Consider the following 26,984-nt stretch of genomic DNA (forward strand, 5'->3'; position numbering starts at 1 on the left):
CCATGCACAGCACACTCTTCGCGCACATCCCGGTGAACCACACCGAGCGCTACACACTGCAGAACCCGCAGCTGCTCAAGACCGATGTGACCATCGGCAGCAGCCCGGTCCTGGCCCGTCAGGGAGCCATGGTCGCCTTCGAGGGGCAGATCGAGTTCGACAGCCAGTACCGCAACCGCAGCTGGCGCAACGCCGAGCGGATGACCGGTGAGCGGCTCGAACTCATGCGCTGCAAGGGCAACGGGATCGTGTATCTCGCCAACTTCGCGCAGTACCTGCACATCATGGAGGTCGGCAGCGGCATCACCGTCGACTCCTCCGCCGTCCTCGCGTTCGACGGCTCTCTGAACGTCGGCATCGTCGCCGTGGACAGCGCGGTCGAGGTGGCCTCGGCGGGGGCGTACAACCTGGAGCTGTCCGGTGGCGGCAAGGTCGTCCTGATGACCTCGGGTGAACCGCTCGCGCTGGAGGTGACGCCCGAGAAGAACATCTGTGTCGACTCGGACGCCGTCATCGCCTGGTCCACCTCGCTGCGCACACAGCTCCAGGCGCCGACCTCCACGTCCGCCGTGTGGCGCCGCAGGGGGTCCACCGGTGAGGGCTGGGAGATGCACTTCGGTGGCCACGGGCACGTCCTGGTGCAGCCGAGCGAGTTGCTTCCGCCGCAGCACCTGCGGACGTCCGGGGTGCTCGGGCAGTTCGGCATGGGCGCGGGCGGACTGAGCGGGAACTCCCTCGGGGGCAGCCGCAACTGATCGACGGGCCGATGGGCGAGCCGGGCCATGCCCAGGTATGGGTCAGCGGGTCCACGTGTAAGGGGCGTTCCGCCTTGCGGACGCCCCTTACCGCGTTCGTGCCCCCGGCGGGGGCATGCCCACGGCCCGGCGGCGCCATGCCGACAGACCGCCGACGTCATGCGAAAGAGCGAGGTCAGAGCCGCGCTCGCGTGGCCTCCAGCAGGCGTACGACCGAATCGTCGGCCACGGTCGGCACCTCGTCGTAGGCGAACCACCGCAGGTCGAGGGACTCGTCGCTGATCGCTTCGACCGCGTCGGCCGGGGCGAGGGCCGCGTACTGGACGTCCAGGTGCCAGGCGCACGGGGTGTGATGGCGGTCGAGGCGGACCGGGCCGCCCGGCAGCAGCGTCAGGCCCGCGATGCCGGACTCCTCGGTGGCCTCGCGGAGGGCGGAGCCGGCCAGGCTGATGTCCTCCGGTTCGCAGTGGCCGCCCATCTGGAGCCACATGCGCAGCTTCTTGTGGAGAGTGAGCAGCACCTGGCCGCGCTCGGGGTCGATCACCAGGGCGCTCGCCGTGATGTGCCCGGCGCCGCTGGCCTTCCACATGCCGTCCGGATGGGCCGCGAGATGGTCGAGGTACGCCTGGCGCAGCTCGGCCTGGTCCTCGTAGCACTTCAGCACGAGGACCGCGTCTTCGTGCAGGCTCACTCGGTGTCGTCGTCCTTCTTCTTGAGGTCCGGCTTCTCGGTGGAACCGTCCGCGGCCTCACCGAGCATCTTGTCCAGCTCGGAGAAGTCCATCTGCTCGCGGTGGACGAAGCCGTCCGGGTCGTCCAGGTCGGAGGCGGTGGGCAGCATGTCGGGGTGGGCCCACAGGGCGTCGCGGCCGTCGACACCGCGCGCGTCCGTGAGGGACGCCCACAGGCGGGAGGCGTCGCGCAGGCGGCGGGGGCGCAGCTCCAGACCGATCAGCGTGGCGAAGGTCTGCTCGGCCGGACCGCCGGTGGCACGGCGGCGGCGCAGGGTCTCGCGGAGGGCGTCGGCGGACGCCAGACGCGGCTTCGCGGCGGCGTGCACCACCGCGTCCACCCAGCCCTCCACCAGCGCCAGAGCGGTCTCCAGACGGGCAAGGGCCGCCTTCTGCGCCGGGGTGTCCTCCGGCTGGAACATGCCCTGCTGGAGCGCCTGCTGCAGTTCCTCGGGGTTCTGCGGGTCGAACTGGCCGACCACGTCCTCCAGCTTGGCCGTGTCGACCTTGATCCCGCGCGCGTAGCCCTCGACAGCGCCGAACAGATGCGAGCGCAGCCACGGCACATGCGCGAAGAGGCGCTGGTGGGCGGCCTCGCGCAGGGCCAGGTAGAGCCGCACCTCGTCCTTGCCGACGCCCAGGTCCTTGCCGAACGCCGCCACGTTCAGCGGCAGCAGCGCGGCCTTGCCGGCCGGTCCGAGCGGCAGGCCGACGTCGGTGGATCCGACGACCTCGCCCGCGAGCACGCCCACGGCCTGCCCGATCTGCTGGCCGAACATGGCGCCGCCCATCGACTTCATCATGCCGATCAGCGGGCCGGCCATGGCCTGCATCTCCTCCGGCAGGATGTCGCCCATGGCGCCGCCGACCCGCTCGGCCACCGGGTCGACCAGTTCCTTCCAGGCGGGCAGGGTGGCCTCGACCCACTCCGCGCGGCTCCACGCCACGGCGGAGCCCGCGCCGGACGGCAGGGACGTCGCGTCGTCCAGCCACAGGTCGGCCAGGCGGACGGCCTCCTCGACGGCGGTGCGCTCGGCGGGGCCGACGCTCTCGTCCTTCGTGCCGTCGGCGGTCCCCTGGGCGACCGTCTGGCGGGCGATCTGCTTGGCCATGTCCCAGTTCACCGGGCCGCCCTCGTACGAGAGCATCTGGCCCAGCTGCTGGAAGGCGGCGCCCAGGTCGGTGGGGTTCATGGAACCGAACATCGCGGCGAACGGATTGTCGGCGCCGGGGCCCCCGGCCCCGGGGAACCCGAAACCGAACGGGTTGGCCGGGCCCTGACCACCACCGCTCTGCTGGTCCTTCTTCTTGCCCTCGTCGCCGTCGTCCGGCTCCTCCGGCGGAAGGCCGAATCCGAATGGGGTGTCACTCACGGGATTCCTCGGCTGATAGGGCCATCGGTTTTCTCCGACGGCACGGCTGCCCGAACACCACCCAGCGTAGACACCACGGCGGGTTAAGGCCTCGGTGCTCCGCCGACCGAAGGCCTGCGGCAGGATGGATGCCACCTGGTACGTACGCGTCACCCGCGTTCGTACTGAAGACAACCGCTGGAGACGCCCGGTGAGTTCCCCAGATCCGCAGGTTCGCGCAGCGCGAAACCACTCAACCAGTCCCGCCGTGCGCGGGCCCGTCGTCGCGGTCACCGGTGCCGCGTCCGGCGTAGGAGCGCTGCTCACGGAGCGGCTCGCCGAGTCCGACGAGATCCGGCAGGTCATCGCCATCGACGAGCGGCGCGGCGAGTGCGCCGCCGCTCAGTGGCACATCCTGGATGTGCGGGACCCGGCGATCGCCGAGAAGCTGCGCGGGGCCGACGTGGTGGTGCACCTCGCCGTCGACCTCGACCTGGGGGCGGACTCGGCGGCCCGCAGCGCGTACAACGTGCGCGGTACGCAGACCGTGCTCACGGCCGCCGCCGCGGCCGGGGTGCACCGGGTCGTGCTGTGCACGTCGGCGATGGTCTACGGGGCGCTGCCCGACAACGAGCTGCCGCTCTCGGAGGACGCCGAGCTTCGGGCGACCGCCGAGGCCACGGGGGTCGGCGACCTGCTGGAGATCGAGCGGCTCGCGCGCCGGGCGCCGCGTGCCCATCCGGGCCTCAATGTCACCGTGGTGCGGCCCGCGACCCTGGTCGGAGGGACGGACACAGCGCTGACCAGGTACTTCGAGTCGCCCCGACTGCTGGTGGTGGCCGGGTCCAGACCCGCCTGGCAGTTCTGTCACGTCGAGGACCTCTGCGGGGCGCTGGAGTACGCCGTGCTGGAGAAGGTCGACGGGGAGCTGGCCGTCGGATGCGAGGGGTGGCTGGAGCAGGAGGAGGTCGAGGAGCTCAGCGGGATCCGGCGCATGGAGCTGCCGTCCGCGGTCGCGCTCGGGGCCGCCGCCCGGCTGCACCGGATCGGGCTCACGCCGTCACCGGCGGGGGACCTGGCGTACACGATGTACCCGTGGGTCGTGAGCGGGAGCCGGTTGCACGACGCCGGGTGGCGGCCGCTGTGGACGAACGAGGAAGTGCTCGCGGAGCTGTTGGAGGAGGTCGCCGGGCGGCACACGGTGGCCGGACGGCGGCTGGGGCGGAAGGACGCGACGGCCGCGGGTGCCGCCGGTGCGACGGTCGCGCTGCTGGGTACCGCGGCGTTGGTGCGGCGGGCGCGGAAGGCTCGGGGCAGGCGTTGAGGGGCCCTCGCTGGTCCGGGCCGGGGGTCGGGTCCCGTCGGTCGGCGCGTGTCGGGTGCGCTGCGCCCACCTGTGCCGCCCGGCTGCCCGCGGCCACGGCAGGGAGACGTCCCGGTGTCGGGTGGGGCACGATGGGGGTATGGCTGTGAATGATGATCACCCCGGTGAGCGGGGGGCCCAGGAGCCCGTCAAGCTGATCGGGATCCGGGAGACGGCGCTCTCCCTCGACGAGGTGTTCCGGGCGGTCGGGGACGACGCGGCCGGGGGGACCGCGCTGTTCGTGGGGACCGTGCGGAACCACGACGGGGGCGCCGATGTCGACGAACTCGGCTATTCGTGCCACCCCACGGCCGAGGCCGAGATGCGGCGGATCGCGGAGAAGGTGGTCGCCGACTATCCGGTGCGGGCACTGGCGGCGGTGCACCGGGTGGGAGACCTGCAGGTCGGGGACCTGGCCGTCGTCGTCGCCGTGTCCTGTCCGCACCGGGGCGAGGCCTTCGAGGCGTGCCGCAGGCTGATCGACGATCTCAAGCACGAGGTGCCCATCTGGAAGCACCAGAAATTCTCCGACGGCACCGATGAATGGGTCGGCGCGTAGCGCCGTCGGTGAGGGGTGGTGGCCGGGCGGGGGAGGACGGGTGGGAGCCTGCCGAGGTCGTGACCGGAATGCGTCCCTGTGCGTTCCGGTTGCGTAACCCGCCCCCCGGCGAGAGCGTTGACGGGGCGGACGGATAATCTGCTGATCAGTCAGTTGTGGTTGCTTCATAGGGGTTGGGAGGCCGGCATGGCGGCGCTTGCCTGGTTGCTGATTCCACTGGTGGCCGCGATCGGTGCCGGACTGTGGGGTGGCTGGGCCAGTCGGAACCGCAGGAGCATCGAGGACGGCACCGAACTCGCGGGATACTCGCGCTTCCGCGAGGCCATGGAGCGGTCCCACACCGGCGGCTGACGCCCCCGCACCCGGCCCCCGGACGGACGGCCCCGACGGTGCACTGACAGGCCTGTCCCGTACTGTCGTTCCATGCCACGCCGCACCGCGACGATGCTCGCCTCCACCCTGATGCTGATCGCGCTCCTGTGCGCGGGAGTGATCATTCCCGTGCCCTATGCGGAGATGTCGCCGGGGCCGACGGTGAACACGCTCGGGGAGCACGACGGCGAGCCGGTGCTGCAGATCTCGGGACACAAGACGTACGCGACGACCGGGCACCTGAACATGACCACGGTCCGTGTCACCAGCGCCGACTACAGGATGAACCTCGTCGAGGCCGTCTACGGCTGGCTGGCACACGACAACAAGGTCGTGCCGCACGACACGCTCTACCCCGACGGCAAGACCGAGGAGCAGTCCACCCAGGAGAACGCCGAGGAGTTCAGCCAGTCCCAGGAGAGCGCCAAGGTCGCGGCCCTGGAGGAGCTGGACATCCCGGTGAAGTCGTGGGTGATCGTCTCCACCGTTCTCAAGGACTCGCCGGCCGAGGGCAAGCTGCACGCCGGTGACGTGATCAAGTCCGTCGACGGTACGGCGGTCAAGGCGCCCGAGGACGTCGCGAAGCTGGTCACCAAGCACAAGCCGGGCGAGGACGTCGACTTCGTCATCGTGCCCGCCAAGGCGCAGGCCGCCGCCGAGAAGGCGAACAGGACGGCGACCGAGACCGAGAAGGTCACGATCACCACGGCCAAGTCCGACGACACGGGCGAGGAGCGGGCGATCGTCGGGATCTCCGCCGGGACCGACCACACCTTCCCGTTCACCATCGACATCAAGCTCGCCGACGTCGGCGGCCCGAGTGCCGGACTGATGTTCGCCCTCGGTATCTACGACAAGCTGACGCCGGGCAATCTGACCGGCGGCAAGTTCGTGGCCGGCACCGGCACGATCGACGACGAGGGCAAGGTCGGCCCCATCGGCGGCATCGAGATGAAGACGGTCGGCGCGCGCGACAAGGGCGCCGAGTACTTCCTGACGCCCAAGGACAACTGCGCCGCGGCCGCCAAGGACACCCCCGACGGACTCACCCTCGTCAAGGTGGACACCATCGAGGACGCGCTCGGAGCCCTGAAGGACATCCGGGCCGGCGACACGGCCGACCTGCCGAAGTGCACGACCAAGGGCTGACAGGAGCAGAGGACGGCGTACGCGCGCGTGGGGGCGCCCTCGCGCGCGGAGGGCGCCCCCACTGTCGTAGATCGGATCGTCGTCGTTCCGAAGATCAGTCCACGAAGGTCGCGGACAGGGCCTCCGCCAGGCCCGGTACCAGCTCGGGGCCGGTGAGAACCTCCGTCGGGGTGTCCTTCTCACGCAGGCGCAGGGCCGAGTCGCGGGAGCCGTCGCGCAGGACGGCGACCGTCATCCGGACCTCCTGGCGGTCCGGGTGGGAGGCGACCCACTTGGTGAGACGGGACCCGTCGAGGTCCTCAGGGACGGACGCCTCGGCGGACGGCGGCAGCATCAGCCGCTCCACGGTCAGCGCGCAGCCGACCACCGCGTCGGGCCAGGCGATGGTGCCGAGGAACTCGTCCAGCGCCTTGCCGGCGGGGATCTCGTCCTGCTCGATCGGGGTGAGGCCGGCTGCCTCGGGCGCTTCCTGAAGACCGAGCTGGTCCGCGAGCGCGGGTTCCTGGTCCCGCAGACGCGCGGTATCCACGAGGGCGAAGAGGCGAGCGGGCTGGTCCCAGCCGAGGCCCGAGGCGTACTCGTCGATCTCGAGGACGGCCCGGGTGAGGGGGTTCGCTGCCATGGGAGTGTTGGACATGGTCACAATCCTGCCTCGTTCGTTCCCCGAAGCGGGAACCGAGTAAAGCGTGAGTAAGTTGCATAGGTGAGGCCCCTACGATCACGGGGCCCGCTGGAGGGTCCGTAGACGCGGGCCTGACGTATCGACAGCGAACTTCGAGGTGCGCACCTTGGCTTTCCAGATGCCGGACCGCGGCGGAGGCCCGACGGGGCCGCGGATGAGAGTGGGCCGACCGTCCCGACGTGTCCGGACCCTGCTCATGACGCTGGGCGTCCTTGCCGTCCTCGGCATGGCGTTCGTCATGTTCGCGGGGTTCTGGACGGACTGGCTCTGGTACCGGTCGGTGAAGTATTCGTCCGTCTTCACCACCACCCTGTGGACGAAGATCGGGCTCTTCTTCGTCTTCGGCCTGCTGATGTCGGCCTCGGTCGGCTTCAACATCTGGCTCGCGCACCGGCTGCGCCCGCCGCTGAGCGCGATGTCGATGGAACAGCAGAGCCTCGACAGGTACCGCATGGGCATCGCGCCCTACAAGAAGTGGCTGCTCCTCGGGATCACCTCCCTGGTGGGCCTCATCGCCGGCGCCTCCGCCTCCGGGCAGTGGCGCACCTGGCTGATGTGGGTGAACGGAGTGTCGTTCGGACAGAAGGACCCCCAGTTCAATCTGGACGTCGCCTTCTACGCCTTCGACCTGCCCTGGTACCGCTTCCTGCTCGGCTTCGGCTTCGCCGCGGCCGTGCTCTCGGTGATCGCCGCCGCGCTCACGCACTACCTCTACGGCGGCCTCAGGGTCACCTCCCCGGGTGCGCGCGCCACCGCCGCGGCCACCGGGCACCTGTCGGTGCTCCTCGGCATCTTCGTCGCCCTGAAGGCGGTCGCCTACTGGCTCGACCGGTACGGGCTCGCCGTGAAGTCCAGCGACTTCAAGGCGACGGGCAACTGGACGGGTCTGAGGTACGTCGACGCCAACGCCTACCTGCCGGCCAAGACGATCCTGTTCTGCATCGCCGTGATCTGCGCGCTGCTGTTCTTCGCCACCATCTGGCGGCGCACCTGGCAGCTGCCGGTCATCGGCTTCGGCCTGATGGTGCTCTCCGCGATCCTCATCGGCGGGCTGTACCCGGCCATCGTGCAGAAGTTCCAGGTCCAGCCGAACGAGCAGGCCAAGGAGGCGCCGTACGTCGAGAAGAACCTGGCGGCGACCCGGCAGGCCTACGGCATCGACGGGACGGACGTCGAGGAGTACTCGGGTGTCAGCGAGACCACGGACAAGGCCAAGCTCCGCAAGGACGCCGACACCACGGCCAGCATCCGCATGCTCGACCCGAACATCGTCTCGCCGACGTTCCAGCAGCTCCAGCAGATGAGGAACTACTACGCGTTCCCCACGAACCTGGACGTCGACCGGTACAGCAACGAGGACGGCGCGGAGCAGGACACCGTCATCGGCCTGCGCGAGCTGAACCTGGCGGGCATCCCGAAGAACAACTGGATCAACGACCACTTCCGCTACACCCACGGGTACGGCGTGGTCGCCGCCAAGGGCACCGAGGCCACCTCCGGCGGCCGTCCGGTGTTCACCGAGTCCGACCTGCCGTCCAAGGGCGACCTGGGCGAGTACCAGCAGCGGGTCTACTACGGCGAGAAGACCACCCAGTACTCGATCGTCGGCGGTCCCCAGAAGGAGATCGACTACTCCGACGACAGCGGTGAGAAGACCACCAGCTACAAGGGCGGCAGCGGGATCAACCTCTCCAGCCCGGTCAACCGGGCGGCGTACGCGGTGGCGTTCAACGAGCCGCAGATCCTCTACTCCGGTGCCATCGGCGAGGGTTCGCGGATCCTGTACAACCGCACGCCCAAGGAGCGGGTCGAGGCGGTCGCCCCCTGGCTGACCATCGACGGCGACGCCTACCCGGCCGTCGTCGACGGCAAGATCCAGTGGATCGTCGACGCGTACACCACCACCAACGGCTATCCGTACGCCTCCCGCACCACCCTGGGCGACACGACGGCCGACTCGCTGACCGCGGACAACAGCCAGCGCGCGGTGGTGGCACAGCAGAACCAGGTCAACTACATCCGCAACTCGGTGAAGGCGACCGTCGACGCGTACACGGGTCAGGTCAAGCTCTACCAGTGGGACACCCAGGATCCGGTCCTGAAGACCTGGATGAAGGCGTTCCCGGGCACGGTGGAGTCGAAGGACGACATCTCCGACTCGCTGCTGGCCCATCTGCGGTACCCGCAGGACCTGTTCAAGGTGCAGCGCGAACTGCTGACCCGCTATCACGTGAAGGACGCCGAGACGTTCCTCAGCGGCAGCGAGGTGTGGCAGGTCCCGGACGACCCGACCAACACGTCGGGCAACGCGGTGCCGCCGTACTACCTGAGCATGAAGCTGCCTGGCCAGACGGAACAGTCGTTCTCGCTGACCACCACGCTCACACCGAACGGCCGGGACAACCTCAGTGCCTTCGTGGCGGTCAACGCCGAGGCGGGCACCAAGGATTACGGCAAGATCAGAATCCTGAAACTGCCGACCAGCGAACCGATCGACGGACCGAAACAGGTCCAGAGCCAGTTCAACTCCGAACAGGACATCGCCGAGACGATCAGCCTCCTCAAGAGAGGTGACTCACAGGTCGAGTACGGCAACCTCCTGACGGTCCCGCTCGACGGTGGACTGCTCTATGTGGAACCCGTCTATGTGCGAGGCGGCGGACTCAAGTACCCGCTGCTGCGCAAGGTGCTGGTCACCTACGGCGGCAACACGGCCTTCGAGGACACCCTCGACGCGGCGCTCAACAAGGTGTTCGAGACCGAGGGTTCGCCGCCGCCCACCGAGCCACCGGTGGACGACGGCGACGAGGGCACCGACGAGCCGCCGACGTCCGGCGATCCGACGGTCCAACAGGCCCTGGAGGAAGCCCAGAAGGCGTTCGACGAGGGGCAGCAGGCCCTCAAGGACGGCGACTGGGAGGCGTACGGCCGGGCCCAACAGGACCTGGAGGACGCGCTGAAGCGGGCCGAGGACGCGCAGGCCAAGGCCGACGGGACCGGCGGCAGCGGCAGTGAGGACAGCGACCAGAGCGGCGACGGGGGCTCCGGAAGCGGCTGATGCAAGGCTCCGTCCCGCGCCGTGGTACGGTTGCAACGCAACGGCGCGGGGTGGAGCAGCTCGGTAGCTCGCTGGGCTCATAACCCAGAGGTCGCAGGTTCAAATCCTGTCCCCGCTACTGAAGTTGAAGGCCCGGATCCTCTAAAGGATCCGGGCCTTCGACGTGTTGCCTGGGGTGGTCGGGAAATCTGTGTTTGACTTGTCGCTCTGTGGGCATGTCGACAAAACGCTGTAGTGACCTCAATGGCTGCGGTATACCAGGTGTACCCAGGTTGCAGGTGGTGCGACGATGGACGTTATGGGGGACAAGGCAACTCTGTTGGAGACAGGGCGGTTTGCGCAGCCTGCCGACATTGCGCTGCCTGCCGACTTCGTGGTGCCCGCCGAGCCCGCCTCGTCGGTCGAGTCCGTGGGGGCAGCGGACGAGGACGAGACGGGGGACGCCGTCGAGGAGGCACGTCAGCGGCTCGCCGCGGAAGCAGGCGACACCGAGGCGATGAGTGTCCTCGGCGCCATGCTGCTGCGCCGCGGCGACCTCGACGGAGCCGAGCCCTGCCTGCGGGGTGCCACGGCCGCCGGGGACCGCGCGGCCGCCAACAACCTGGGTGTCCTGCTGCACCAGCGTGGGTACGCCGACGAGGCCGCCAGCTGGTGGCGGGTCGCGGCCGTCGCCGGTTCCGCCGCGGCCGCGCACGCGCTCGGCCGGCACCATCGCGAGCGTGGTGACGAACCGGCCGCCGAATACTGGCTGCGCCAGTCCGCCGAGCAGGGGCACGCCCTGGGGGCGTACGCGCTCGCCGACCTGCTGGAGCACCGCAGTGACGCCGCCGCCGAGCGGTGGATGAGAGTGGCCGCCGAGCGCGGGCACCGCGAGGCCGCGTACCGGCTCGCGCGGGTGCTCGACAAGCGTGCGGAGCAGGAGGAGCGCGCCGCCGCGCGCGAGGGGCGGAAGATCGCGCGCGCGGCGCTCGAGATCGGGAGCGGCGGCCGCGAAGCGGTGCGAGAAGGGCGTGACGCGGGACGCGGGGGACGCGAGGGTCGTGGCCCCGCGCGGGACGGGCGTGCTGCCGTGCGTGAGGGCGGGCCTGCCGTGGGCGCGGGGGGACGCGGCACCGACAACGGTGTCGGGACGAGTGCCGCCGAGGAGGCCGAGCAGTGGTACCGGCAGGCCGCCGCGCGCGGGCACCGGCGGGCCGCGCTGCACCTCGGGGCGATCCTGGAGCGGCGCGGCGAGCTCAAAGAGGCCGGGCGCTGGTACCTGACCTCCGCCAAGGACGGCGAGCCGCGCGCCGCGTGCGCGCTCGGGTTCCTGCTGCGCGACGCCGGCGACACCGAGAGCGCGGCCGTGTGGTGGCTGCGGGCCGCCCAGGACGGCGACGGGAACGCGGCGAACGCGCTGGGCGCGCTGCACGCCGAGCGCGGCGAGACACAGACCGCCGAGCGCTGGTACCGGGCCGCGATGGACGCCGGGGACGTCAACGGCGCGTTCAACCTCGGGCTGCTCTGCGCCGAGCAGGGGCGGACCGCGCAGGCCGAGCAGTGGTACCGGCGTGCCGCGTACGCCGGGCACCGGGAAGCGGCGAACGCGCTGGCCATCCTGCTGCTCCAGGTCGGCGACGCGTCCGGCGCGGAGCCGTGGTTCTCCAAGGCCGCGGAGGCCGGCAGCGTCGACGCCGCCTTCAACCTGGGCATTCTGTTCGCCGGGCGGGGAGACGACACGACGGCGCTGGTCTGGTACGAGCGGGCGGCCGCGGCCGGGCACACCGAGGCGGCACTCCAGGTCGCCATAGCGCGGCTGCGGGACGGTGACGAGCGGGCCGCCGAGCGCCACCTGCGGTGTGCCGCCGGCGGGGGGAGCGCGGAGGCCGCGTACCGGCTGGCCGCCGTGCTCGACGCGCGCCGTCCGCCCGCGCCCGCGCATGAGCTGGGGGAGCCCGTGCGGGAGAAGAACGAGTGCGAGGAGTGGTACGAGAGGGCCGCTTCGCAGGGGCACCGTCGGGCGCAGGTGCGGGTCGGGATGCTGGCGGCCGGACGGGGGGACGTGGTCGAGGCGGCGCGGTGGTACCGGGTCGCGGCGGAGTCCGGGTCGCGGAACGGGGCGTTCAATCTGGGGCTGCTGCTGGCTCGGGAGGGCAGCGAGCCGGAGGCCGCGGTCTGGTGGGCCCGCGCCGCCGACGCGGGGCACGGGCGGGCGGCGTTGCGGCTCGCGCTCGTCTACGCGCGTCGGGGTGAGCTGGCGGAGGGCAAGCGGTGGGCCGATCGGGCCGTGGCGCTCGGCCCGGCGGAGGTGGCGGAGCGGGCGGCGCGGTTGCGGGACGCGCTGCGGGACGAGCTGTCGGCGTAGGGGGCCCGGGTCGCCTCGGGACCTGCCGCAGGGGCCTGCGGCGGTGCTGGTCAGAGGGCGGCCTTAATGGATTTGCTCTGGTCGGCAGGGGTGACGTAGTGTTCTGTTCATCGCCGCGGGGTGGAGCAGCTCGGTAGCTCGCTGGGCTCATAACCCAGAGGTCGCAGGTTCAAATCCTGTCCCCGCTACTGAAGACCGATGGCCCGGAACCAGTTTGGTTCCGGGCCATCGGTGTTCTCGTGCACGCGCGACGAAAAGAGAGCCCCCGGCAGTGGAGCCGGGGGCTTCGGTCGTTCGGTGGTGAGGCTATGCCTTGGTGCAGGTCGGGCAGACGCCTCGGTAGGTGACCTCCACGTCCGAGACGGAGAAGCCGAAGCGCTCGGAGGCGGGGAGGTCGGCCAGCGGGTTGCCCGTCGGGTGCACGTCGCGGATCGTGCCGCACTGGGCGCAGACCAGGTGGTGGTGCGGACGGTGCGCGTTCGGGTCGTACCGCTTGGCGCGCCTGTCCGTGGCGACCTCGAGCACCTCGCCGAGGGAGACCAGCTCACCGAGGGTGTTGTAGACGGTCGCCCGGGAGATCTCGGGCAGCTTGGCGACAGCGCGCGCGTGCACCTCGTCGGCCGTCAGATGGACGTGTTCGCCGTCGAGGACCTCGGCCACGACACGCCGCTGCGCGGTCATACGCCATCCGCGTCCGCGCAGCCGCTCCAGAAGGTCACTCATACCGGTCAGCGTAACAGCAGCGGAACCAGATCCCGAACGGGTGTGACTTTAGAGCTTGACTTGACTTGGATTATGTCCAATGTAGGATCTCGCTTGATCGACGCAGGCTTCGGCAAGCGCCTGGAGGTCGCCGTCCAGGCCCTGTGCGGCCGACCGGGGTTGGACCGCTTGCCGTTGGGGCGGGCCGGGATCTCGTAGGAGACTCCCGGCCCGTTCGTGCGTCCGGGGTCGGCGGCTATGCCGGTGCGTGCTGTCGGGCGGGTGCCCAGCAGCGGATGATGTCGCGGACCGAGACGATGCCGATGGGGGCGCCCTCGTCGAGGACGATCAGATGGCGGAAGCCGCCGTGGGCCATGGCGCGGGCCGCTTCCTCCAGGGTCCAGGACGGCGTGGCGAACACGACGTCGGTGGTGGTGTGGGCGTGGGCGCGTTCGGCGTCGGGGCTCTGGCCCAGGCCGACGGAGATGAGGACGTCGCGTTCGGTCAGGATGCCGAGTCCGCCGGCGTCCGGGTCGAGGACCACGGCCGCGCCGATCCGGCGAGCCGCCATCAGGGCGGCGGCCTGGCGGAGGGTGTGATCGGGGCCGATGGTGAGGACCACTGTGCTCATGGCGTCGCGGACGAGCATGGAGTTCAGCCACCTCCTAGGGAATCCGGTGAACGGATTGTTCAAGGATTCACAAGTTCACAAGTGGGGGGACTCTCAATGTGGCAGGTAAAGCGGAGGTCAACAAGGGGGCGGGCGTGGTCAGTTCGGGGCGCCTCGGGTTGCTCCAGGGCTCAGTGGCGCTCGTTCAGATAGCCCAGGAGCTCGTCGTGGAGGAGACCGTTCGATGCCGCCGCGTTGCCGCTGTGCGGGCCGGGGCGGCCGTCCAGTCCGGTGAAGCTGCCGCCCGCCTCGGTGACGATGATCGCGTTGGCGGCCATGTCCCAGAGGGAGAGTTCGGGTTCGGCGCAGATGTCCACGGAACCCTCGGCGACCATCATGTACGGCCAGAAGTCGCCGTACGCGCGGGTGCGCCACACCTCGCGGGTCAGGTCCAGGAAGCCGTTGAGGAGGCCGCGCTCCTCCCAGCCGCTGAGGGAGGAGTACGAGAAGGAGGCGTCCCGCAGATCGGCGACGCGGGAGACGTGCAGGCGCGAGGCCGAGCTCAGGCTGCGGCCGGTGAAGGCGCCGTGGCCCTTCGCGGCCCACCAGCGGCGGCCGAGCGCGGGGGCGGACACCACGCCGACGACGGGCTGGTAGCCGCCCTCGGCCGCCTCCGTCAGGGAGATCAGGGTGGCCCAGACGGGGACGCCGCGGACGTAGTTCTTGGTGCCGTCGATGGGGTCGACGACCCAGCGGCGGGGGCCGGTGCCCTCGACGCCGTACTCCTCGCCGAGGATGGCGTCCCGGGGGCGGGCGCGCTGGAGTTGGCCGCGGATCAGTTCCTCGGCGGCCTTGTCGGCCTCGCTCACCGGGGTCATGTCGGGCTTCGTCTCGACCTTCAGGTCGAGGGCCTTGAAGCGGGACATGGTGGTCGCGTCGGCGGCGTCCGCGAGGACGTGGGCGAGACGGAGGTCGTCGAGGTAATCGGCCATGTGGCGAACGGTATCCGCCGAGGTCGGTGCGGGGCTACAGGGGGGCCGGGGGTCGGTCGGGGGCGCGGTGGTCCGAGCGGCGGCGCGGTGGGCCGCCACCGAGCCCCGCGCATGTCGGCCGTGGTGGTGGGCACACGAGGGGGTGCTGTCCGTCCGGTGGGGTGGCGTTACGGGGGCTCGTACTTCTCTTCGGTGTGGGGTCTCGGGCGTCGGCGGAGCGTGCCGCGCACGTTGGCCGGTGTGCGCCCCTCGGGAGCGCCGTGAACCCTTGACAGTGACTTGATGCGCGTCAAATCTGAGGGCCAGAGCCGCCCGCTCGCTTTTAGGGAGGCGATGATGCCTGCAGCGCGGGAATCCTTGTTGGACGCCGCTTACACGGCGCTGGTGCGTCGGCCGTGGTCCGCCGTGCGCATGGTGGACGTGGCGGCGGTGGCCGGAGTGTCACGTCAGACGCTGTACAACGAGTTCGGCAGCAAGGACGGGCTCGCCAGGGCCCTGGTCCGCAGGGAAGCGGACGGCTATCTGGCGGGCGTCGAGCGGGCGCTGGCCACCCCCGCGGACTCCCGGGACCGGCTCGCCGCGACCGCCGAGTGGACCGTGGCGGCCTCCCGCAACAACGCGCTGGTTCGCGCCATGCTCACCGGATGCTGGAGCGAGCGTCTGCCGTCACCGACGCTCGCCGCGGTGCGCTCGTCCTCCGCGGTGCCCGCGCAGCGCCGCGCGGACGGACCGCTGCCCGCGCCCGCCGACTTCGTGGCCCTGGTGCGCGAGCGGGCCGTGGCCGTGCTGTCCGCGCCCGGCACCCCCCGGTCCGACGCGGCGGAACTCGCCCGGTCCTGTGAGCTCGCGGTCCGGCTCGCCCTCTCGTGCGTGGCGGCGCCCCCGGTCGAAGGGGGAGTCACGGATCTCGTGCGGACGGCCCTGCCCCGCCAGCTCAGTCGGACTCTCGGCTAGCCGGCGCCAGCGGTGACGTGCGGGGCGAACCAGGCGGGGCGAAGTCGCCGAAGTGACGTGCGGGGCCAACTAGTGTGCCGAGCCAGACAGTTGGAGTCCCACGACTCCCACGATCACCAGGGTGATCGAGACGATCTTCAAGGTCGACACGACGTCGCCGAGGAAGATCATCCCGTAGATCGCGGTGCCGGCCGCGCCGATGCCCGTCCAGACGGCGTAGGCGGGGCCGACGTCGAGCTTCTTCAGGGAGAGGGTCAGCAGGCCGAAGCTGCCGAGGGCGAAGACGCAGAACGCGACCGTGGGCCAGAGTCTGGTGAAGCCGTGCGAGAGTTTCAGACAGACGGCGAATCCGGTCTCCAGAAACCCCGCCACGACCACCAGCAGCCACGCCATGTCTCGTCCTCCCGTGTGCCCACGTTCCGTGACCGCTTCGTCTGTTCTCGGCTGATCTCGTCTGGTCTGGGTCCGACTCGGTGCGATTATGCACTTACCGGGTGGACGGGGGCGCAAACAACGCGGAGGTCAGTCGCCTTCCCGTCGTTCGCGCGTCGAGAGCAGCCTGCGCAGGGAGTAGAGCCGGGCCGGGTCCGCGTGACCGTCCGCCACCCACTGGTCCAGCGCGCAGTCCTGCTCGTCGTGACTGCACGCGCGCGGGCAGCCCTCCGTGCCCGGCACCAGGTCCGGGAAGGCGTTGATCACTCGCGACGGATCGACGTGCGCGAGGCCGAACGAACGCACGCCGGGGGTGTCCACGACCCAGCCGCCGTCGGAGTCCGCGAGGGGGAGGGCGAGCGCGGAGGTCGTGGTGTGCCGGCCGCGGCCGGTCACCGCGTTGACGTGGCCCGTGATACGGCGCCGGTCCTCCGGGACGAGGGCGTTCACCAGGGTCGTCTTGCCGACGCCCGAGTGACCGACGAACGCCGTGACCTTGCCGGCGAGGTGTTCGCGCACACGGTCGGCGGCGCCGCCCGTCTCCAGCTCCTCGCGGCTCGTCACGACGTACGGGATGTCGATGTCGCCGTAGAGCTCCAGGAGTTTGTCCGGGGAGGCCAGGTCCGACTTCGTGAGGACGAGGAGGGGGGCGAGGCCGCCGTCGTAGGCCGCCACCAGGCAGCGGTCGATGAGGCGGGGGCGGGGCTCGGGGTCGGCGAGGGCGGTGACGATGGCGAGTTGGTCGGCGTTGGCGACGACGACGCGCTCGTAGGGGTCGTCGTCGTCGGCCGTGCGGCGCAGGACCGACGTGCGGCCCGCGATGCGGACGATCCGTGCCAGCGTGTCCTTCTTGCCGGAGAGGTCGCCCACGAGGGCCACGGTGTCGCCGACGACCGCGGCCTTGCGGCCCAGTTCACGGGCCTTCATCGCGAAGACGACACGGTCCTCGACGAGACAGGTCAGCCGGCCCCGGTCGACCGTGAGGACCATGCCCTCGGCGGCGTCCTCGTGCTTCGGGCGGATGTTCGTCCGGGGACGGTTGCCCTTGCGGTTCGGGCGGCTGCGGATGTCGTCCTCGTCGGTGTGCTTGCCGTAACGGCGCATGATCCCGGTCCGCCCGTCAGTTCTTCCCCAGCATCCCGGTCCACATTTCGGGGAAGTCCGGCAGCGTCTTGGCCGTCGTCGCCACATTCTCGATCTGCACACCCTCCACGGCCAGGCCGATGATCGCACCGGCGGTGGCCATGCGGTGGTCGTCGTAGGTGTGGAAGACACCGCCGTGCAGTGGACGGGGGCGGATGTGGAGGCCGTCGGCGGTCTCGGTGACGTCGCCGCCGAGTTCGTTGATCTCCTTGGTGAGCGCGGCCAGGCGGTCCGTCTCGTGCAGGCGGAGGTGGGCCACGCCGCGCAGCGTGGAGGGGGAGTCGGCGAGGGCGGCCACCGCCGCGATGCCCGGGGTCAGCTCGCCCACCTCGCTCAGGTCCACGTCGATGCCGTGGATCGCGCCCGAACCGGTGAACACCAGTCCGTACTCGGTCAGTTCGCAGGCGCCGCCCATCTCCGTGAAGATGTCGCGGAGCTGGTCACCGGGCTGGGTGGTGCGCGCCGGCCAGTCGGGCACGACGACCTTGCCCCCGGTCACCAGGGCCGCCGCCAGGAACGGCTGCGCGTTGGAGAGGTCCGGCTCGATCGTGAGGTCGCGGCCCAGCAGGGCGCCCGGCGTGACCCGCCAGACGTTCGGCTCGCCGCCCGACTCCGGGGTGTCCACCTGCGCGCCCACCGAGCGCAGCATGTCCACGGTCATCCGGATGTGGGGGAGAGAAGGCAGAGTCGCGCCGGTGTGGCGGACCTCGACGCCCTGGTTGAAGCGGGGGGCCGAGAGGAGGAGCGCCGAGACGAACTGCGACGAGGAGGACGCGTCGATCGCCACCGGGCCGCCGTCCAGGGCGCCGCCGCCGTGGACCGTCAGGGGGAGCGCGCCCCGGCCGTCGTCGTCGATCCGGGCGCCGAGGAGGCGCAGCGCGTCGATCACGCCGTTCAGGGGGCGCTCGTAGGAGCGGGGGTCGCCGTCGAAGCGGATGGGGCCGTCGGCCAGGGCCGCCACCGGGGGGAGGAAGCGCATGACCGTGCCCGCGTTGCCGACGTCGACGGTGGCCGGGCCGTGCAGGCCGGTGGGCAGGACGCGCCAGGCCTCGCCGGAGCCGCCCGCGCCGGAGGAACTGGAGGAGACGGTCTCCTCGATGCCGACGCCCATCGCGCGCAGGGCGCCCGCCATGAGGAGGGTGTCACGGGAGCGGAGAGGGCGGCGCAGCCAGCCGGGTTCGCTCGCGAGGGCGGCGAGGACGAGGGCACGGTTGGTGACCGATTTGGACCCCGGGACGTGGACCGTCGCGTCGACGGCTCCGCTCGCGGCGGGGGCGGGCCAGAGGGCGGGCTGTGCGTTCAGGGCCATGAGCCCACTTTAGTGGGGGTTCGCTCCGCCGGGTCGCGCCGGGGAACCAGGGTCGGCTTTTGTCCGCGGGTCCGTTGTGGCTGGTCGCGCCCGCACGGCGGAGCCGCACACCGATACGGCCGCGCCCCTCGCGGGGCGCGCCTGTGGCCCCCGGCTTCGCCGGATCTCAGAGGTCCAGCAGCCAGCGGCCGCCGCCCATCAGGGCGCAGAGCGACACCACGTGGAACATCACCAGCCACACCGTCGCCGGGAGGTGGGTCAGGCGGGAGAGCTGGTCGGCGTCGGAGTCGCCGGCCCCTCCCCGGCGGCGCTTCGCCTGGAGTTCGAACGCCGGGCGTACGCCCCCCAGCAGCAGGAACCAGACCACCGCGTAGGCGAAGGCGGCCTGTACCTGGGGGCCCGCCAGCCAGGAGACGACGACGAAGGTGCCGCCGGTGACGAGGACCGTCAGGGCGCCGTAGGCGTTGCGGATCATGACCAGCATGGCGACCAGCAGGATCGTGGCGAGCCAGAGGAGCAGGGTGATGCGGCCGGAGCCGAGCAGGGCGGCGCCGCCGAGGCCGAGGAGCGGGGGAGCCGTGTAGCCGGCGGCGGCGGTGAGGATCATGCCGAGGCCGGTGGGCTTGCCACGGCTGACCGTGAGGCCGCTGGTGTCGGAGTGCAGCCGGATGCCGGTGAGGGTGCGGCCGGTGAGCAGCGCGACCAGTCCGTGGCCGCCCTCGTGCGCGATGGTGATGGCGTTGCGCGAGAGCCGCCAGACGCTGTGCGGGACGATCGCCGCGAGCGCGGCGACCGCGGTGGCTATGACGACCCAGAGGTCGGGGTCGGGCTGAGTGCCGAAGACCTCGTCCCACAAGGAGGCCAGCGAGGTGGCTGCGGTGCTTTCCATGTTCTGCGGTGGCTCCCTCGGGTCGCTGTCGACAGGTGCTGGCGCGTGGCGCCATCGTCGGGGGTGGTGGTCGGGTGACGGGTGGGCCTGGCAGTGTGGCACTTATGTGCGGACGGTATGCGTCGAGTCGTAGGCCCGAGGATCTCGCAGGAATCTTTGAGATCGAGAAGTGGGACCCGGAGGAGACCCTGGAGCCGGATTTCAACGTGGCTCCCACCAAGGAGGTCTACGCGGTTCTCGACCGTCCTTTGAAGGACGCCGACGACAAGCGGCCGGTTCGCCAGCTGCGGAAGCTGAAGTGGGGGCTGGTCCCCTCCTGGTCCAAGAGCCCCGAGGGCGCCGCGCGGATGATCAACGCCCGTGCGGAGACCGTGCACGAGAAGCCGTCGTACCGCCGTGCCTTCGCCGCCCGGCGTTGCATCCTGCCCGCCGACGGCTACTTCGAGTGGGTCACCGGCAAGGGGGAGCGGGACCTGGAGGTGGAGGGGAAGAAGAAGCGGCCGCGCAAGCAGCCGTACTTCGTGCTCCCGGCGGACGGCTCGGTCTTCGCGATGGCCGGGCTCTACGAGTTCTGGCGGGACAGGACACTGCCGGACGACCATCCGCAGGCCTGGTGGGCGACCTGCTCGGTGATCACGACGGAGGCCGAGACGAGCCCGCTGGCGGTGGCACCGGAGGACGGTCCGCACGCGTTGGCCGAGATCCACCCCCGGATGCCGCTGATGCTGACGCCCGACCGCTGGGACGACTGGCTCGATCCGGCGCGTACGGACCCCGACGCCCTGCGCGGGCTGCTCGAACCGCCGCCCGCCGGGCTGATGCGGGCCTACCCCGTCACCACGGCCGTCAGCAACGTCCGCAACAACGGCCCGGAGCTGCTGAAGGAGCTGGAGGGGCCCGAGGAGGGCACACTCTTCTGACGTGACCGAGATCGAGGCATCAGCGCGGGAAGAGATCGACACCGAGGCCGGTACCGGCCGCGTCAGCTGGTACGAGGCCGGGAGGCCGGGCTTCGTGCTCGCCGTCAGCCACGGCGCCGGCGGTGGCGTCGAGGCCCGGGATCTGCGGGCCCTCGCCGCCGTCCTCCCCGCGCACGGCGTGACCGTCGCCCTGGTGGAGCAGCCGTGGCGGGTGGCGGGGAAGAAGCTCGCGCCCGCGCCCAGAACGCTGGACGTGGGCTGGCGGGGCCTGTGGCCCGCGCTGGCGAAGCCGGGGCTCCCGGTGATCGCCGGCGGGCGGAGTGCCGGGGCCCGCGTGGCCTGCCGTACGGCGGCGGAGCTGGGCGCGGCGGCCGTACTGGCGCTGAGTTTTCCGCTGCATCCGCCGGGCAGACCGGAGAAGTCCCGGGCCGACGAGCTGCTCGGGGCCGGGGTGCCCACGCTGGTCGTCCAGGGCGGGAACGATCCGTTCGGCAGGCCGGAGGAGTTCCCGGACGGTGCGTACGGCCTCGTGGAGGTGCCGTACGGCGATCACGGGTTCGCCGTGCCGAAGCGGGCTCCCCTCGGGCAGGACGAGGCGCTGACGGTGATCACCGAGGGTGTCGTGGAGTGGATCGCGTCACTCCGATGACCCGTCCGGTGGTGGCGGGAATGCGGAGCGACAGGCCTCTGTTGTGCGGATCAGACAGCGCGAAGGACCGTGCTGACCGCCGTAGGAGAGGAAGTCCGCCGCATGGGTTCGACCTATTGCCCGAGCCGCAGCAGCCGCGCTGACCTGGACTGGACGGTGCTGCACGCGGCCAAGAGCGCGCCTGTTCGGGCGGCGGCGGGCATGGATCGTCGTCTATCCTCCGATTCTGGTGGTACCGGTTTCGGTATCGCCCAGACGCTGGAGGAGGTGGGTCCGGTCACTGGGACCGACGCAGGGACCGAACGGGGCCAGGCGGAGCAGCCCGAGGGCACCGAGACCGCCGCGGACCGCAGCGCCCGGTTCGAGCGGGATGCTCTGGAATTCCTCGACCAGATGTACTCGGCCGCGCTGCGCATGACGCGCAACCCGGCCGATGCCGAGGACCTGGTGCAGGAGACGTACGCGAAGGCGTACGCGTCCTTCCACCAGTTCCGTGAGGGCACCAACCTGAAGGCCTGGCTGTACCGCATCCTCACGAACACCTTCATCAACTCGTACCGCAAGAAGCAGCGCGAACCCCAGCGCAGCGCGGCCGAGGAGATCGAGGACTGGCAGCTGGCGCGCGCCGAGTCGCACATGTCGACAGGGCTGCGCTCCGCCGAGTCGCAGGCGCTCGACCACCTGCCCGACTCGGACGTGAAGGCGGCGCTGCAGGCGATCCCCGAGGAGTTCCGCATCGCCGTCTATCTCGCCGATGTCGAGGGCTTTGCGTACAAGGAGATCGCCGACATCATGGGGACACCCATCGGTACGGTGATGTCCCGGCTGCACCGGGGCCGCCGTCAACTGCGCGGCATGCTCGAGGACTACGCCCGTGACCGCGGGCTTGTCCCGGCCGGCGCCGGAGAGTCGAACGAAGCGAAAGGCTCGGGCTCATGAGCTGCGGAGAGCCGCATGAGACGGATTGCAGCGAGATCCTCGATCATCTCTACGAGTTCCTCGATCGGGAGATGCCCGACTCCGACTGCACCAAGTTCGAGCACCACTTCGAGGAGTGCTCGCCCTGCCTGGAGAAGTACGGGCTCGAGCAGGCCGTCAAGAAGCTGGTGAAGCGGTGTTGCGGGCAGGACGACGTGCCCACCGATCTGCGCGCCAAGGTGATGGGCAGGATCGATCTGATCCGATCGGGACAGACCGTTCCCGAGCATGATGTGACGGCCTCGCCGGTCACGCCGCAGGAGAGCTGACCTTTTTCTGAGCCCGTTCGGGGGCTGCCGACCGGCAGCCCCCGAACGGGCTCAGTCGTGTGCGGAGCGCGGTGGCGCGGCGGCCTCAGACCTCCAGGCCGCTCTCGATGCGCTTCAGGCCGTGCCGGGCCAGCGCCAGGTTGCTGCGGGTGCGGTCCAGCGCCAGGTAGAGGAAGAGCGATCCCTTGCTGCTGCTCAGCGGGCGGATCAGGTGGTACTGCCGGCCCAGTGTGATCAGGATGTCCTCGATCACGTCGTCCATGTCCAGCGAGGCCAGCGTGCGCATCTTGGAGCGCACCACCTCGGTGTTGCCGGCCGCCGCGAGCTCCAGGTCGAGGTGCTGCCCGCCACCGAGGGAGCCGAGTGACATACCGCTCTCGTAGTCGACCAGCGCGACACCGACCGGACCGTCGAGGGCCATGGCTTCTTTGAGTGCCGTCTCGATGTTCATTTGCTGCCCCAATTCCTCAGTGCTGCTGACCGGTCACTGTCCGGCCAACTACGATCGACACGAGTGACTCACCGGTCACAAACATCAACTTTTCTGTGTGTTACGGAAGTTGGCGTTCAAAGTACTGTGCGGCGCGTCAACGTGGAGGGCGAATGGGGGGACTTGAGGAAAGGAAGCCCGCGCTCCAGGCCTCCCTGGACCGGCTTCTCGACTCGCCCGGTGTCACCGGCCTCGCCCTGATCGACGCGGTCACGGGACTCACCTACGCCGTCGCCGGCGACGCCGCTCAGGCCGGGACGGGCGCGGAGTGCTCGGATCTGGCCACCCTCATCTCCGATCGGCTCGGCGCGGCGGGGGCCGAGGGGGAGTTGGAGAGCGTGGTCATGACCAGCAGGCGACGCCATCACGTACTGCTCTCCGTGGACCGGACGGCCGGTGACCCGCTGCTGCTGGCGGCCGGACTCGACCGTGACCGCGCGAACATGGCACTGGCTCTGCGCAGCCTCGGCGACCGGGCGCGCGAGGTGCTGGCGTGAAGACACCCTCGGCGCGCAACGTCCCCGCTCTGCTGCAGGCCCTGCATCAGGAGGGCTACACCGGCACGGTGGAAGTCTCCGGTTCCCCCGGTGGCACGATTCACCTGCGGGACGGACTGATCGGAGCGATCGAGACACCGGGCGCGCCGACCGCGACGTCCACGCTGCTCGCCTCGGGCCGGATCGACGACGACGCCTGGCTGGCGGCCTGCGCGGCCGAACCCGACGCGGACCGGCTCGCCGCGCATCTGATCACCGCCGGTCTGATCGGTGCCGCCGAACTGGAGGTGGTCTGCACGGCGGCCGTGTTCGACGGGGCCTTCGCCATGGCGCTCAGCCCGCCCGGCGGCTGGGAGCTGACCGGACGCCGCCCCGCCCTCCTCGCCCGCCCCGGGGTCGAGCCGCGACCGCTGGCCGAGGAGACCACCCGCCGTATGGCGTTGCTGGCCCGGTCATGGGGTCCGGCGGGCGAACTGGCCCGGATCCGGCCCCGACCCGTCGACGGTCCCGACACCCCGGAGTCCGACGGGCGGCTGACCGGGCGCCACCGGGACCTCGTCGAGAGCGCCAACGGCCGCCGCACCCCCCGTGACATCGCCTTCGCCCGGGGGCGCGGGCTGTACGCGGTGATGCTGGACCTCATCCGGCTGGAAGCGCGCCGGGCCGTCCACTGGGAGACCAGGGCGGCCCCCGACAGCCGGCCCAGCACCGCGCCCCGGGTCCCCCAGGGACAGCCGGCACCGGACGAACCGTCACCGAGAGCCGGTCCCCTGCCCAGACGCAGGCCCGGTGGAGGCTCTCCTGCCGGAGACCTCGGAGCGAAGGGCGGGTAGTGAGCCCCCACAAGGACCCGGCCCGTAAACGCCGTATACGCAGCAAGGTCGCCCGCCTCCGACGGCGTCCGGTGCCGAAAGCACCCGTGGACGACCGCCCCGTCCCGCCCGCCGAAACCCCACCGTCCGCAGCGCCCGTCCCCACGAACGCGCTGCGACCGCCGTCCACCGAACCCGGTGACAGCGCGGCGGAACGGCCCCCGTCCGGTGGGACGGCGGCCGGATCGGCACCGCCACCGCCCACCGAGACCGACGCACCGGCCGCAGAACGGCCGTCGTCCGCCGGCCCCGGTGATGTCGCCGCCAAGCCGCCGCCGTTACCCGTGCGGGGCGCGGCGCCTCTTCCCCCCGACGCCGCGGACGACACACCGGACAACCCGGCCGTGCCGTCCCCGTTCCCGCCCATCTCCCTGCTGTCGGCCGAGGAACTCCTCGCCGACCGACCCTCCGTCGACATGCTGCGGCGTGTCCGCCGCGGGCTGCGGGCTCTCCCCGAGTCCGACCGGCACCTGCCCGAAGGGCCCTAGCCCCGGGACGGGAAAGTCCGCGATCACCCCCTGCCGCTCGGACCGCACACCCACCGCAGACGTATGGACCAAGGAGCGCGTGCCCATGACCGCAGACGCATCGACCGAATCGCTGATCGGCATCCTGGCCTCGCTGCGTGACCGGGTGATGGGCGTCGCCGAGAGCGTCCTGTCCACCGTGGACGGGCTCCTCGTCGTCGCCGACGTCGACAAGGTCCACCCCGAGTCCGTCGCCGCCCTCGCCGCCGCCACCCTCGGTGTCAGCCGTCGTATGGCCGATCAGTCCGGCGCCGGGGCCCTCCGCGAGGTCGTCGTCCGGTGCGGCGCGGGGCACGTCATCGTCGTCGCCGTGGGCGAGCGCACCCTGCTGACCGTCATGGGCGACGACGGCCTGGACCTCGCCGCCTTCCAACGTGAGTCCCCGGCGACCGTGGAACAGCTCAACAAGGTGCTCGCCGCGGATGTGGCGCACTGAGCGGAAGAGGCTCGGCGGTGCGTCGACCGGGCGGTCGACGCAGGAGCGTCACATCACCCGAAGGAGTTAATCCGGCCGTCGCGTCGGCTGCCGTGCCGGCCGTCGTAGCTCGATGGAGTCACCCCTAGCCGTGCCCTCCCGCCGCGCCCCGTCCCAGGCTCCGGCGCCTGCACTCGGGAGGGGTGCCATGAGGACGGTGCCGGCACGTGGGCACGTGGGCACGTGGGCACGTTTGGTACGTCGCCTGTGTCGTCCTTTCGGGACCTGGTCTGCCTCGCGCCCCTACCGGGCAGCCACGTCCCGTGGTGGTGGGCGGCGAGTGTCGTGAGTCCACTGGTCGGCCTCCGCTGCCTCACCGGGCCCTTGCTCTCCTGGCCCTCGGTCACACCCTCTGGCACGGTCTCGACGATGCCGGCTGAGCCTCGTCGACCCCGTCCCAGGCGGGGCCACCGCCGGGCTCCCCGCGGCCGAGCAGCGCCGGATCGCCCTGCTGGGCGGCGTCGTCGTACGGCGGACCGGAGTGGGCGCCGAGGTCGCCGTGGTGGTGGAGCGGCAGGCGGATCCGTACCGTGGGCAGCCGGTCGGCGCGAGAATCGTGCGCGATGTGAACGCATACGAGGAGAAGGGCCGGGAAGCAGGGCCCGAAGGGCCGCTCAGGGCGTTGGAGGAACTGCGGCTGGGCACGGCTCGGGACCATCACCCGGAGGTGGTGGAGTCGCTCGCGCGGGTACTGTCGAGAGACTGTCTGACCTTGCCCGCGGTGGGGTAACCCATGGGTAATGAGCGGCCCTCCATCCGGTCGTGGTTGGATGCGAGGGAGAGGGTGTACCGGGGGCGACGGCCAGCCCACTCCGACGGAACTGGCAGGCGGGAACCGTAACTGGCAGGCGGGAATCGTGAGGATCTTCGGCAAGGGACGGCATCGGCCCTCCGCCTCTTGGCGGCAGGCCACCGATCGTGCGTTCACGCTGATCGGCGACGGTCGGTACGAGGACGCGGGGGCGCTTCTGACACGTGCCGCGGACCTGGAGCCGTGGCTGTCCGAGTCCTGGTTCAACCTCGCCCTGCTGCACAAGTTCCGGCACGACTGGGAACAGGCGAGAGCGGCCGGCCTACGGGCCGTCGCACTGCTCGACCGGGAGACCGGCGCGCCCGACTGGTGGAACGTGGGCATCGCCGCCACGGCCCTGCAGGACTGGCCGCTGGCCCGCCGGGCCTGGCAGGCGTACGGGCTGCGGGTGCCCGGAGGCGCGTCCCGGCCTAAGCCCGGAAGCGGCCCCGGCGACACCGGGGAGCCGGTGGGCATGGACCTCGGCAGCGCGGCCGTACGGCTCTCGCCCGAGGGCGAGGCCGAGGTGGTGTGGGGGCGGCGGCTCGACCCCGCCCGGATCGAGGTGCTCTCCATCCCGTTGCCGTCCTCCGGGCGGCGCTGGGGCGAGGTCGTCCTGCACGACGGGGTGCCGCACGGAGAGCGGACCACGGTCGCGGGGCACGCGTATCCGGTGTTCGACGAGATCGAGTTGTGGGCGCCGTCTCCCGTGCCCACGTGGGTGGTGCTGCTGGAGGCCGCGACCGAGGCGGACCGGGACGCGCTGGAGCGGCTCGCGGCGGACGCGGGGTTCGCGGCGGAGGACTGGTCGTCGTCGGTGCGGTTGCTGTGCCGGCTGTGCTCGGAGTCGCGGATGCCGTCCGACGAGGGCGACGGCGAGCATCTCGACCCGCACGATCACAGTGAACCGGGGCATCCCGGGCCGCTGGGGCACGTGACGGACGGGCAGTTGTGGGCGCCGGAGCGGGAGTGCGGGGTGGCCGCGCCTGCGTCGCTGGTCCGGGGGCTGCTGGACGGGTGGGTGGCCGACAGTCCGGATTCCCGGGATTGGCGGGATCTGGAAGAGGTCTGCTAGAGGGGCGGGCCGTTCGATGCCGGTCGCGGGTTCGTCGGGTTGCTCGC

At 71.1% G+C, this 26,984-nt stretch carries 28 protein-coding genes, 2 tRNA genes and 1 pseudogene; 20 read left to right on the plus strand and 11 right to left on the minus strand.

Annotated elements, in window-relative coordinates; all coding sequences use genetic code 11:
- The first annotated feature begins 2 nt into the window (after positions 1-2).
- A complete protein-coding gene (locus RM704_RS03610) occupies positions 3-755 on the plus strand; it encodes an AIM24 family protein (protein ID WP_033525469.1) in 753 nt (250 codons plus the stop codon).
- Between the two features lie 175 nt (positions 756-930).
- Here the strand turns inward: RM704_RS03610 and RM704_RS03615 are convergent, their stop codons facing one another.
- Both RM704_RS03615 and RM704_RS03620 read right to left on the minus strand, forming a co-directional pair.
- Entirely contained in the window at positions 931-1,446 is a 516-nt protein-coding gene (locus RM704_RS03615) for an NUDIX hydrolase (RefSeq protein ID WP_033525468.1), read from the minus strand.
- The gene (locus RM704_RS03620) at positions 1,443-2,858 is read right to left on the minus strand and encodes a zinc-dependent metalloprotease (protein WP_033525467.1); all 1,416 of its coding nucleotides are present in this window, start codon (positions 2,856-2,858) and stop codon (positions 1,443-1,445) included. The genes RM704_RS03615 and RM704_RS03620 overlap by 4 nt, the downstream gene beginning before the upstream one ends.
- Before the next feature lie 190 nt (positions 2,859-3,048).
- On the opposite strand from RM704_RS03620, the gene RM704_RS03625 reads away from it, so the two are divergent.
- The 4 genes from RM704_RS03625 (at position 3,049) to RM704_RS03640 (ending at position 6,280) form a co-directional block, all read left to right on the plus strand.
- On the plus strand, positions 3,049-4,161 hold the full coding sequence (locus tag RM704_RS03625; protein ID WP_033525466.1) for an SDR family oxidoreductase: 1,113 nt from the start codon (positions 3,049-3,051) through the stop codon (positions 4,159-4,161).
- A 139-nt stretch (positions 4,162-4,300) separates the two neighbouring features.
- Positions 4,301-4,759, plus strand: a complete 459-nt coding sequence (locus tag RM704_RS03630) for a molybdenum cofactor biosynthesis protein MoaE (protein WP_033525465.1) — start codon at positions 4,301-4,303, stop codon at positions 4,757-4,759.
- A 186-nt stretch (positions 4,760-4,945) separates the two neighbouring features.
- Complete coding sequence (locus RM704_RS03635) at positions 4,946-5,110, plus strand: hypothetical protein (RefSeq protein WP_179201718.1); 165 nt, start codon at positions 4,946-4,948, stop codon at positions 5,108-5,110.
- Positions 5,111-5,182: 72 nt separating this feature from the next.
- Complete coding sequence (locus RM704_RS03640) at positions 5,183-6,280, plus strand: YlbL family protein (RefSeq protein ID WP_033525464.1); 1,098 nt, start codon at positions 5,183-5,185, stop codon at positions 6,278-6,280.
- A 94-nt stretch (positions 6,281-6,374) separates the two neighbouring features.
- On the opposite strand, the gene RM704_RS03645 is transcribed toward RM704_RS03640, so the two are convergent.
- On the minus strand, positions 6,375-6,917 hold the full coding sequence (locus tag RM704_RS03645; RefSeq protein ID WP_033525463.1) for a PPA1309 family protein: 543 nt from the start codon (positions 6,915-6,917) through the stop codon (positions 6,375-6,377).
- Positions 6,918-7,080: 163 nt separating this feature from the next.
- Here RM704_RS03645 and RM704_RS03650 point away from each other — a divergent pair, with 163 nt between their 5' ends.
- From RM704_RS03650 to RM704_RS03665, 4 genes are all read left to right on the plus strand, one after another.
- Entirely contained in the window at positions 7,081-10,020 is a 2,940-nt protein-coding gene (locus tag RM704_RS03650; protein WP_311589516.1) for a UPF0182 family membrane protein, read from the plus strand.
- A gap of 44 nt (positions 10,021-10,064) precedes the next feature.
- Positions 10,065-10,138 (plus strand) — tRNA-Met (locus RM704_RS03655).
- A 171-nt stretch (positions 10,139-10,309) separates the two neighbouring features.
- Positions 10,310-12,364: a tetratricopeptide repeat protein gene (locus tag RM704_RS03660; RefSeq protein WP_192829576.1), complete on the plus strand. Its 2,055-nt coding sequence runs from the start codon at positions 10,310-10,312 to the stop codon at positions 12,362-12,364.
- Between the two features lie 114 nt (positions 12,365-12,478).
- Positions 12,479-12,552, plus strand: a tRNA-Met gene (locus RM704_RS03665).
- Positions 12,553-12,670: 118 nt separating this feature from the next.
- On the opposite strand, the gene RM704_RS03670 is transcribed toward RM704_RS03665, so the two are convergent.
- From RM704_RS03670 to hisN, 3 genes are all read right to left on the minus strand, one after another.
- A complete protein-coding gene (locus tag RM704_RS03670) occupies positions 12,671-13,087 on the minus strand; it encodes a Fur family transcriptional regulator (protein WP_033525460.1) in 417 nt (138 codons plus the stop codon).
- A gap of 235 nt (positions 13,088-13,322) precedes the next feature.
- The gene (locus tag RM704_RS03675) at positions 13,323-13,715 is read right to left on the minus strand and encodes a CBS domain-containing protein (protein WP_033525459.1); all 393 of its coding nucleotides are present in this window, start codon (positions 13,713-13,715) and stop codon (positions 13,323-13,325) included.
- A gap of 152 nt (positions 13,716-13,867) precedes the next feature.
- Positions 13,868-14,668: a histidinol-phosphatase gene (hisN, locus tag RM704_RS03680; RefSeq protein ID WP_033525458.1), complete on the minus strand. Its 801-nt coding sequence runs from the start codon at positions 14,666-14,668 to the stop codon at positions 13,868-13,870.
- A 336-nt stretch (positions 14,669-15,004) separates the two neighbouring features.
- Between hisN and RM704_RS03685 the strand changes: the two genes are divergently transcribed.
- The gene (locus tag RM704_RS03685; protein ID WP_033525457.1) at positions 15,005-15,622 is read left to right on the plus strand and encodes a TetR/AcrR family transcriptional regulator; all 618 of its coding nucleotides are present in this window, start codon (positions 15,005-15,007) and stop codon (positions 15,620-15,622) included.
- Between the two features lie 69 nt (positions 15,623-15,691).
- Here the strand turns inward: RM704_RS03685 and RM704_RS03690 are convergent, their stop codons facing one another.
- The 4 genes from RM704_RS03690 to RM704_RS03705 all read right to left on the minus strand — a co-directional run bounded on the left by RM704_RS03690 (position 15,692) and on the right by RM704_RS03705 (position 19,395).
- A complete protein-coding gene (locus tag RM704_RS03690) occupies positions 15,692-16,015 on the minus strand; it encodes a DMT family transporter (protein WP_033525456.1) in 324 nt (107 codons plus the stop codon).
- Between the two features lie 129 nt (positions 16,016-16,144).
- Positions 16,145-17,158 (minus strand): ribosome small subunit-dependent GTPase A, encoded by a 1,014-nt coding sequence (rsgA, locus tag RM704_RS03695; protein ID WP_033525455.1) that lies wholly within the window; start codon positions 17,156-17,158, stop codon positions 16,145-16,147.
- A gap of 16 nt (positions 17,159-17,174) precedes the next feature.
- Positions 17,175-18,506: a 3-phosphoshikimate 1-carboxyvinyltransferase gene (aroA, locus tag RM704_RS03700; RefSeq protein WP_033525454.1), complete on the minus strand. Its 1,332-nt coding sequence runs from the start codon at positions 18,504-18,506 to the stop codon at positions 17,175-17,177.
- 166 nt (positions 18,507-18,672) lie between these two features.
- Positions 18,673-19,395: a M50 family metallopeptidase gene (locus tag RM704_RS03705; protein WP_033525453.1), complete on the minus strand. Its 723-nt coding sequence runs from the start codon at positions 19,393-19,395 to the stop codon at positions 18,673-18,675.
- A gap of 104 nt (positions 19,396-19,499) precedes the next feature.
- Between RM704_RS03705 and RM704_RS03710 the strand changes: the two genes are divergently transcribed.
- The 4 genes from RM704_RS03710 (at position 19,500) to rsrA (ending at position 22,211) form a co-directional block, all read left to right on the plus strand.
- On the plus strand, positions 19,500-20,315 hold the full coding sequence (locus tag RM704_RS03710) for an SOS response-associated peptidase (RefSeq protein WP_078936953.1): 816 nt from the start codon (positions 19,500-19,502) through the stop codon (positions 20,313-20,315).
- A gap of 1 nt (position 20,316) precedes the next feature.
- Positions 20,317-20,964 carry an alpha/beta hydrolase family protein gene (locus tag RM704_RS03715; RefSeq protein ID WP_033525451.1) on the plus strand — a complete coding sequence of 216 codons (648 nt, stop codon included), beginning with the start codon at positions 20,317-20,319 and terminating at the stop codon, positions 20,962-20,964.
- A 267-nt stretch (positions 20,965-21,231) separates the two neighbouring features.
- Entirely contained in the window at positions 21,232-21,903 is a 672-nt protein-coding gene (sigR, locus tag RM704_RS03720; RefSeq protein ID WP_033525450.1) for an RNA polymerase sigma factor SigR, read from the plus strand.
- The gene (gene rsrA, locus RM704_RS03725; RefSeq protein ID WP_033525449.1) at positions 21,900-22,211 is read left to right on the plus strand and encodes a mycothiol system anti-sigma-R factor; all 312 of its coding nucleotides are present in this window, start codon (positions 21,900-21,902) and stop codon (positions 22,209-22,211) included. Before sigR ends, rsrA begins: the two co-directional genes overlap by 4 nt.
- An 85-nt stretch (positions 22,212-22,296) precedes the next feature.
- Here the strand turns inward: rsrA and RM704_RS03730 are convergent, their stop codons facing one another.
- Positions 22,297-22,662: a hypothetical protein gene (locus RM704_RS03730; RefSeq protein WP_033525448.1), complete on the minus strand. Its 366-nt coding sequence runs from the start codon at positions 22,660-22,662 to the stop codon at positions 22,297-22,299.
- A 194-nt stretch (positions 22,663-22,856) separates the two neighbouring features.
- Between RM704_RS03730 and RM704_RS03735 the strand changes: the two genes are divergently transcribed.
- The 6 genes and pseudogenes from RM704_RS03735 to RM704_RS03760 all read left to right on the plus strand — a co-directional run bounded on the left by RM704_RS03735 (position 22,857) and on the right by RM704_RS03760 (position 26,937).
- Positions 22,857-23,198, plus strand: a complete 342-nt coding sequence (locus RM704_RS03735; RefSeq protein WP_033525562.1) for a hypothetical protein — start codon at positions 22,857-22,859, stop codon at positions 23,196-23,198.
- Positions 23,195-24,031 carry a DUF4388 domain-containing protein gene (locus RM704_RS03740; protein ID WP_033525447.1) on the plus strand — a complete coding sequence of 279 codons (837 nt, stop codon included), beginning with the start codon at positions 23,195-23,197 and terminating at the stop codon, positions 24,029-24,031. The genes RM704_RS03735 and RM704_RS03740 overlap by 4 nt, the downstream gene beginning before the upstream one ends.
- Complete coding sequence (locus RM704_RS03745) at positions 24,031-24,558, plus strand: hypothetical protein (RefSeq protein ID WP_311589355.1); 528 nt, start codon at positions 24,031-24,033, stop codon at positions 24,556-24,558. The genes RM704_RS03740 and RM704_RS03745 overlap by 1 nt, the downstream gene beginning before the upstream one ends.
- 85 nt (positions 24,559-24,643) lie before the next feature.
- A complete protein-coding gene (locus RM704_RS03750) occupies positions 24,644-25,033 on the plus strand; it encodes a roadblock/LC7 domain-containing protein (protein ID WP_033525446.1) in 390 nt (129 codons plus the stop codon).
- Positions 25,034-25,445: 412 nt separating this feature from the next.
- Positions 25,446-25,802: pseudogene (locus RM704_RS03755) on the plus strand (metal-dependent phosphohydrolase); the annotation flags it as partial.
- Positions 25,803-25,929: 127 nt separating this feature from the next.
- Entirely contained in the window at positions 25,930-26,937 is a 1,008-nt protein-coding gene (locus RM704_RS03760) for a tetratricopeptide repeat protein (protein ID WP_033525444.1), read from the plus strand.
- The last annotated feature ends 47 nt before the right edge of the window (positions 26,938-26,984 follow it).

The sequence above is a fragment of the Streptomyces gottesmaniae genome, from assembly GCF_031845845.1.
Classification (GTDB): Bacteria; Actinomycetota; Actinomycetes; order Streptomycetales; family Streptomycetaceae; genus Streptomyces; species Streptomyces akebiae.

Excerpts from the sequence above, each read along its gene's own strand:
- RM704_RS03610 (WP_033525469.1), top strand. The coding sequence starts at position 3 with ATGCACAGCACACTCTTCGCGCACATCCCGGTGAACCACACCGAGCGC.
- RM704_RS03630 (WP_033525465.1), top strand. The coding sequence starts at position 4,301 with ATGGCTGTGAATGATGATCACCCCGGTGAGCGGGGGGCCCAGGAGCCC.
- RM704_RS03635 (WP_179201718.1), top strand. The coding sequence starts at position 4,946 with ATGGCGGCGCTTGCCTGGTTGCTGATTCCACTGGTGGCCGCGATCGGT.
- RM704_RS03640 (WP_033525464.1), top strand. The coding sequence starts at position 5,183 with ATGCCACGCCGCACCGCGACGATGCTCGCCTCCACCCTGATGCTGATC.
- RM704_RS03645 (WP_033525463.1), bottom strand. The coding sequence starts at position 6,917 with ATGTCCAACACTCCCATGGCAGCGAACCCCCTCACCCGGGCCGTCCTC.
- RM704_RS03650 (WP_311589516.1), top strand. The coding sequence starts at position 7,081 with ATGCCGGACCGCGGCGGAGGCCCGACGGGGCCGCGGATGAGAGTGGGC.
- RM704_RS03660 (WP_192829576.1), top strand. The coding sequence starts at position 10,310 with ATGGACGTTATGGGGGACAAGGCAACTCTGTTGGAGACAGGGCGGTTT.
- RM704_RS03670 (WP_033525460.1), bottom strand. The coding sequence starts at position 13,087 with ATGAGTGACCTTCTGGAGCGGCTGCGCGGACGCGGATGGCGTATGACC.
- RM704_RS03675 (WP_033525459.1), bottom strand. The coding sequence starts at position 13,715 with ATGCTCGTCCGCGACGCCATGAGCACAGTGGTCCTCACCATCGGCCCC.
- hisN (WP_033525458.1), bottom strand. The coding sequence starts at position 14,668 with ATGGCCGATTACCTCGACGACCTCCGTCTCGCCCACGTCCTCGCGGAC.
- RM704_RS03685 (WP_033525457.1), top strand. The coding sequence starts at position 15,005 with ATGCCTGCAGCGCGGGAATCCTTGTTGGACGCCGCTTACACGGCGCTG.
- RM704_RS03690 (WP_033525456.1), bottom strand. The coding sequence starts at position 16,015 with ATGGCGTGGCTGCTGGTGGTCGTGGCGGGGTTTCTGGAGACCGGATTC.
- rsgA (WP_033525455.1), bottom strand. The coding sequence starts at position 17,158 with ATGCGCCGTTACGGCAAGCACACCGACGAGGACGACATCCGCAGCCGC.
- aroA (WP_033525454.1), bottom strand. The coding sequence starts at position 18,506 with ATGGCCCTGAACGCACAGCCCGCCCTCTGGCCCGCCCCCGCCGCGAGC.
- RM704_RS03705 (WP_033525453.1), bottom strand. The coding sequence starts at position 19,395 with ATGGAAAGCACCGCAGCCACCTCGCTGGCCTCCTTGTGGGACGAGGTC.
- RM704_RS03710 (WP_078936953.1), top strand. The coding sequence starts at position 19,500 with ATGTGCGGACGGTATGCGTCGAGTCGTAGGCCCGAGGATCTCGCAGGA.
- rsrA (WP_033525449.1), top strand. The coding sequence starts at position 21,900 with ATGAGCTGCGGAGAGCCGCATGAGACGGATTGCAGCGAGATCCTCGAT.
- RM704_RS03730 (WP_033525448.1), bottom strand. The coding sequence starts at position 22,662 with ATGAACATCGAGACGGCACTCAAAGAAGCCATGGCCCTCGACGGTCCG.
- RM704_RS03750 (WP_033525446.1), top strand. The coding sequence starts at position 24,644 with ATGACCGCAGACGCATCGACCGAATCGCTGATCGGCATCCTGGCCTCG.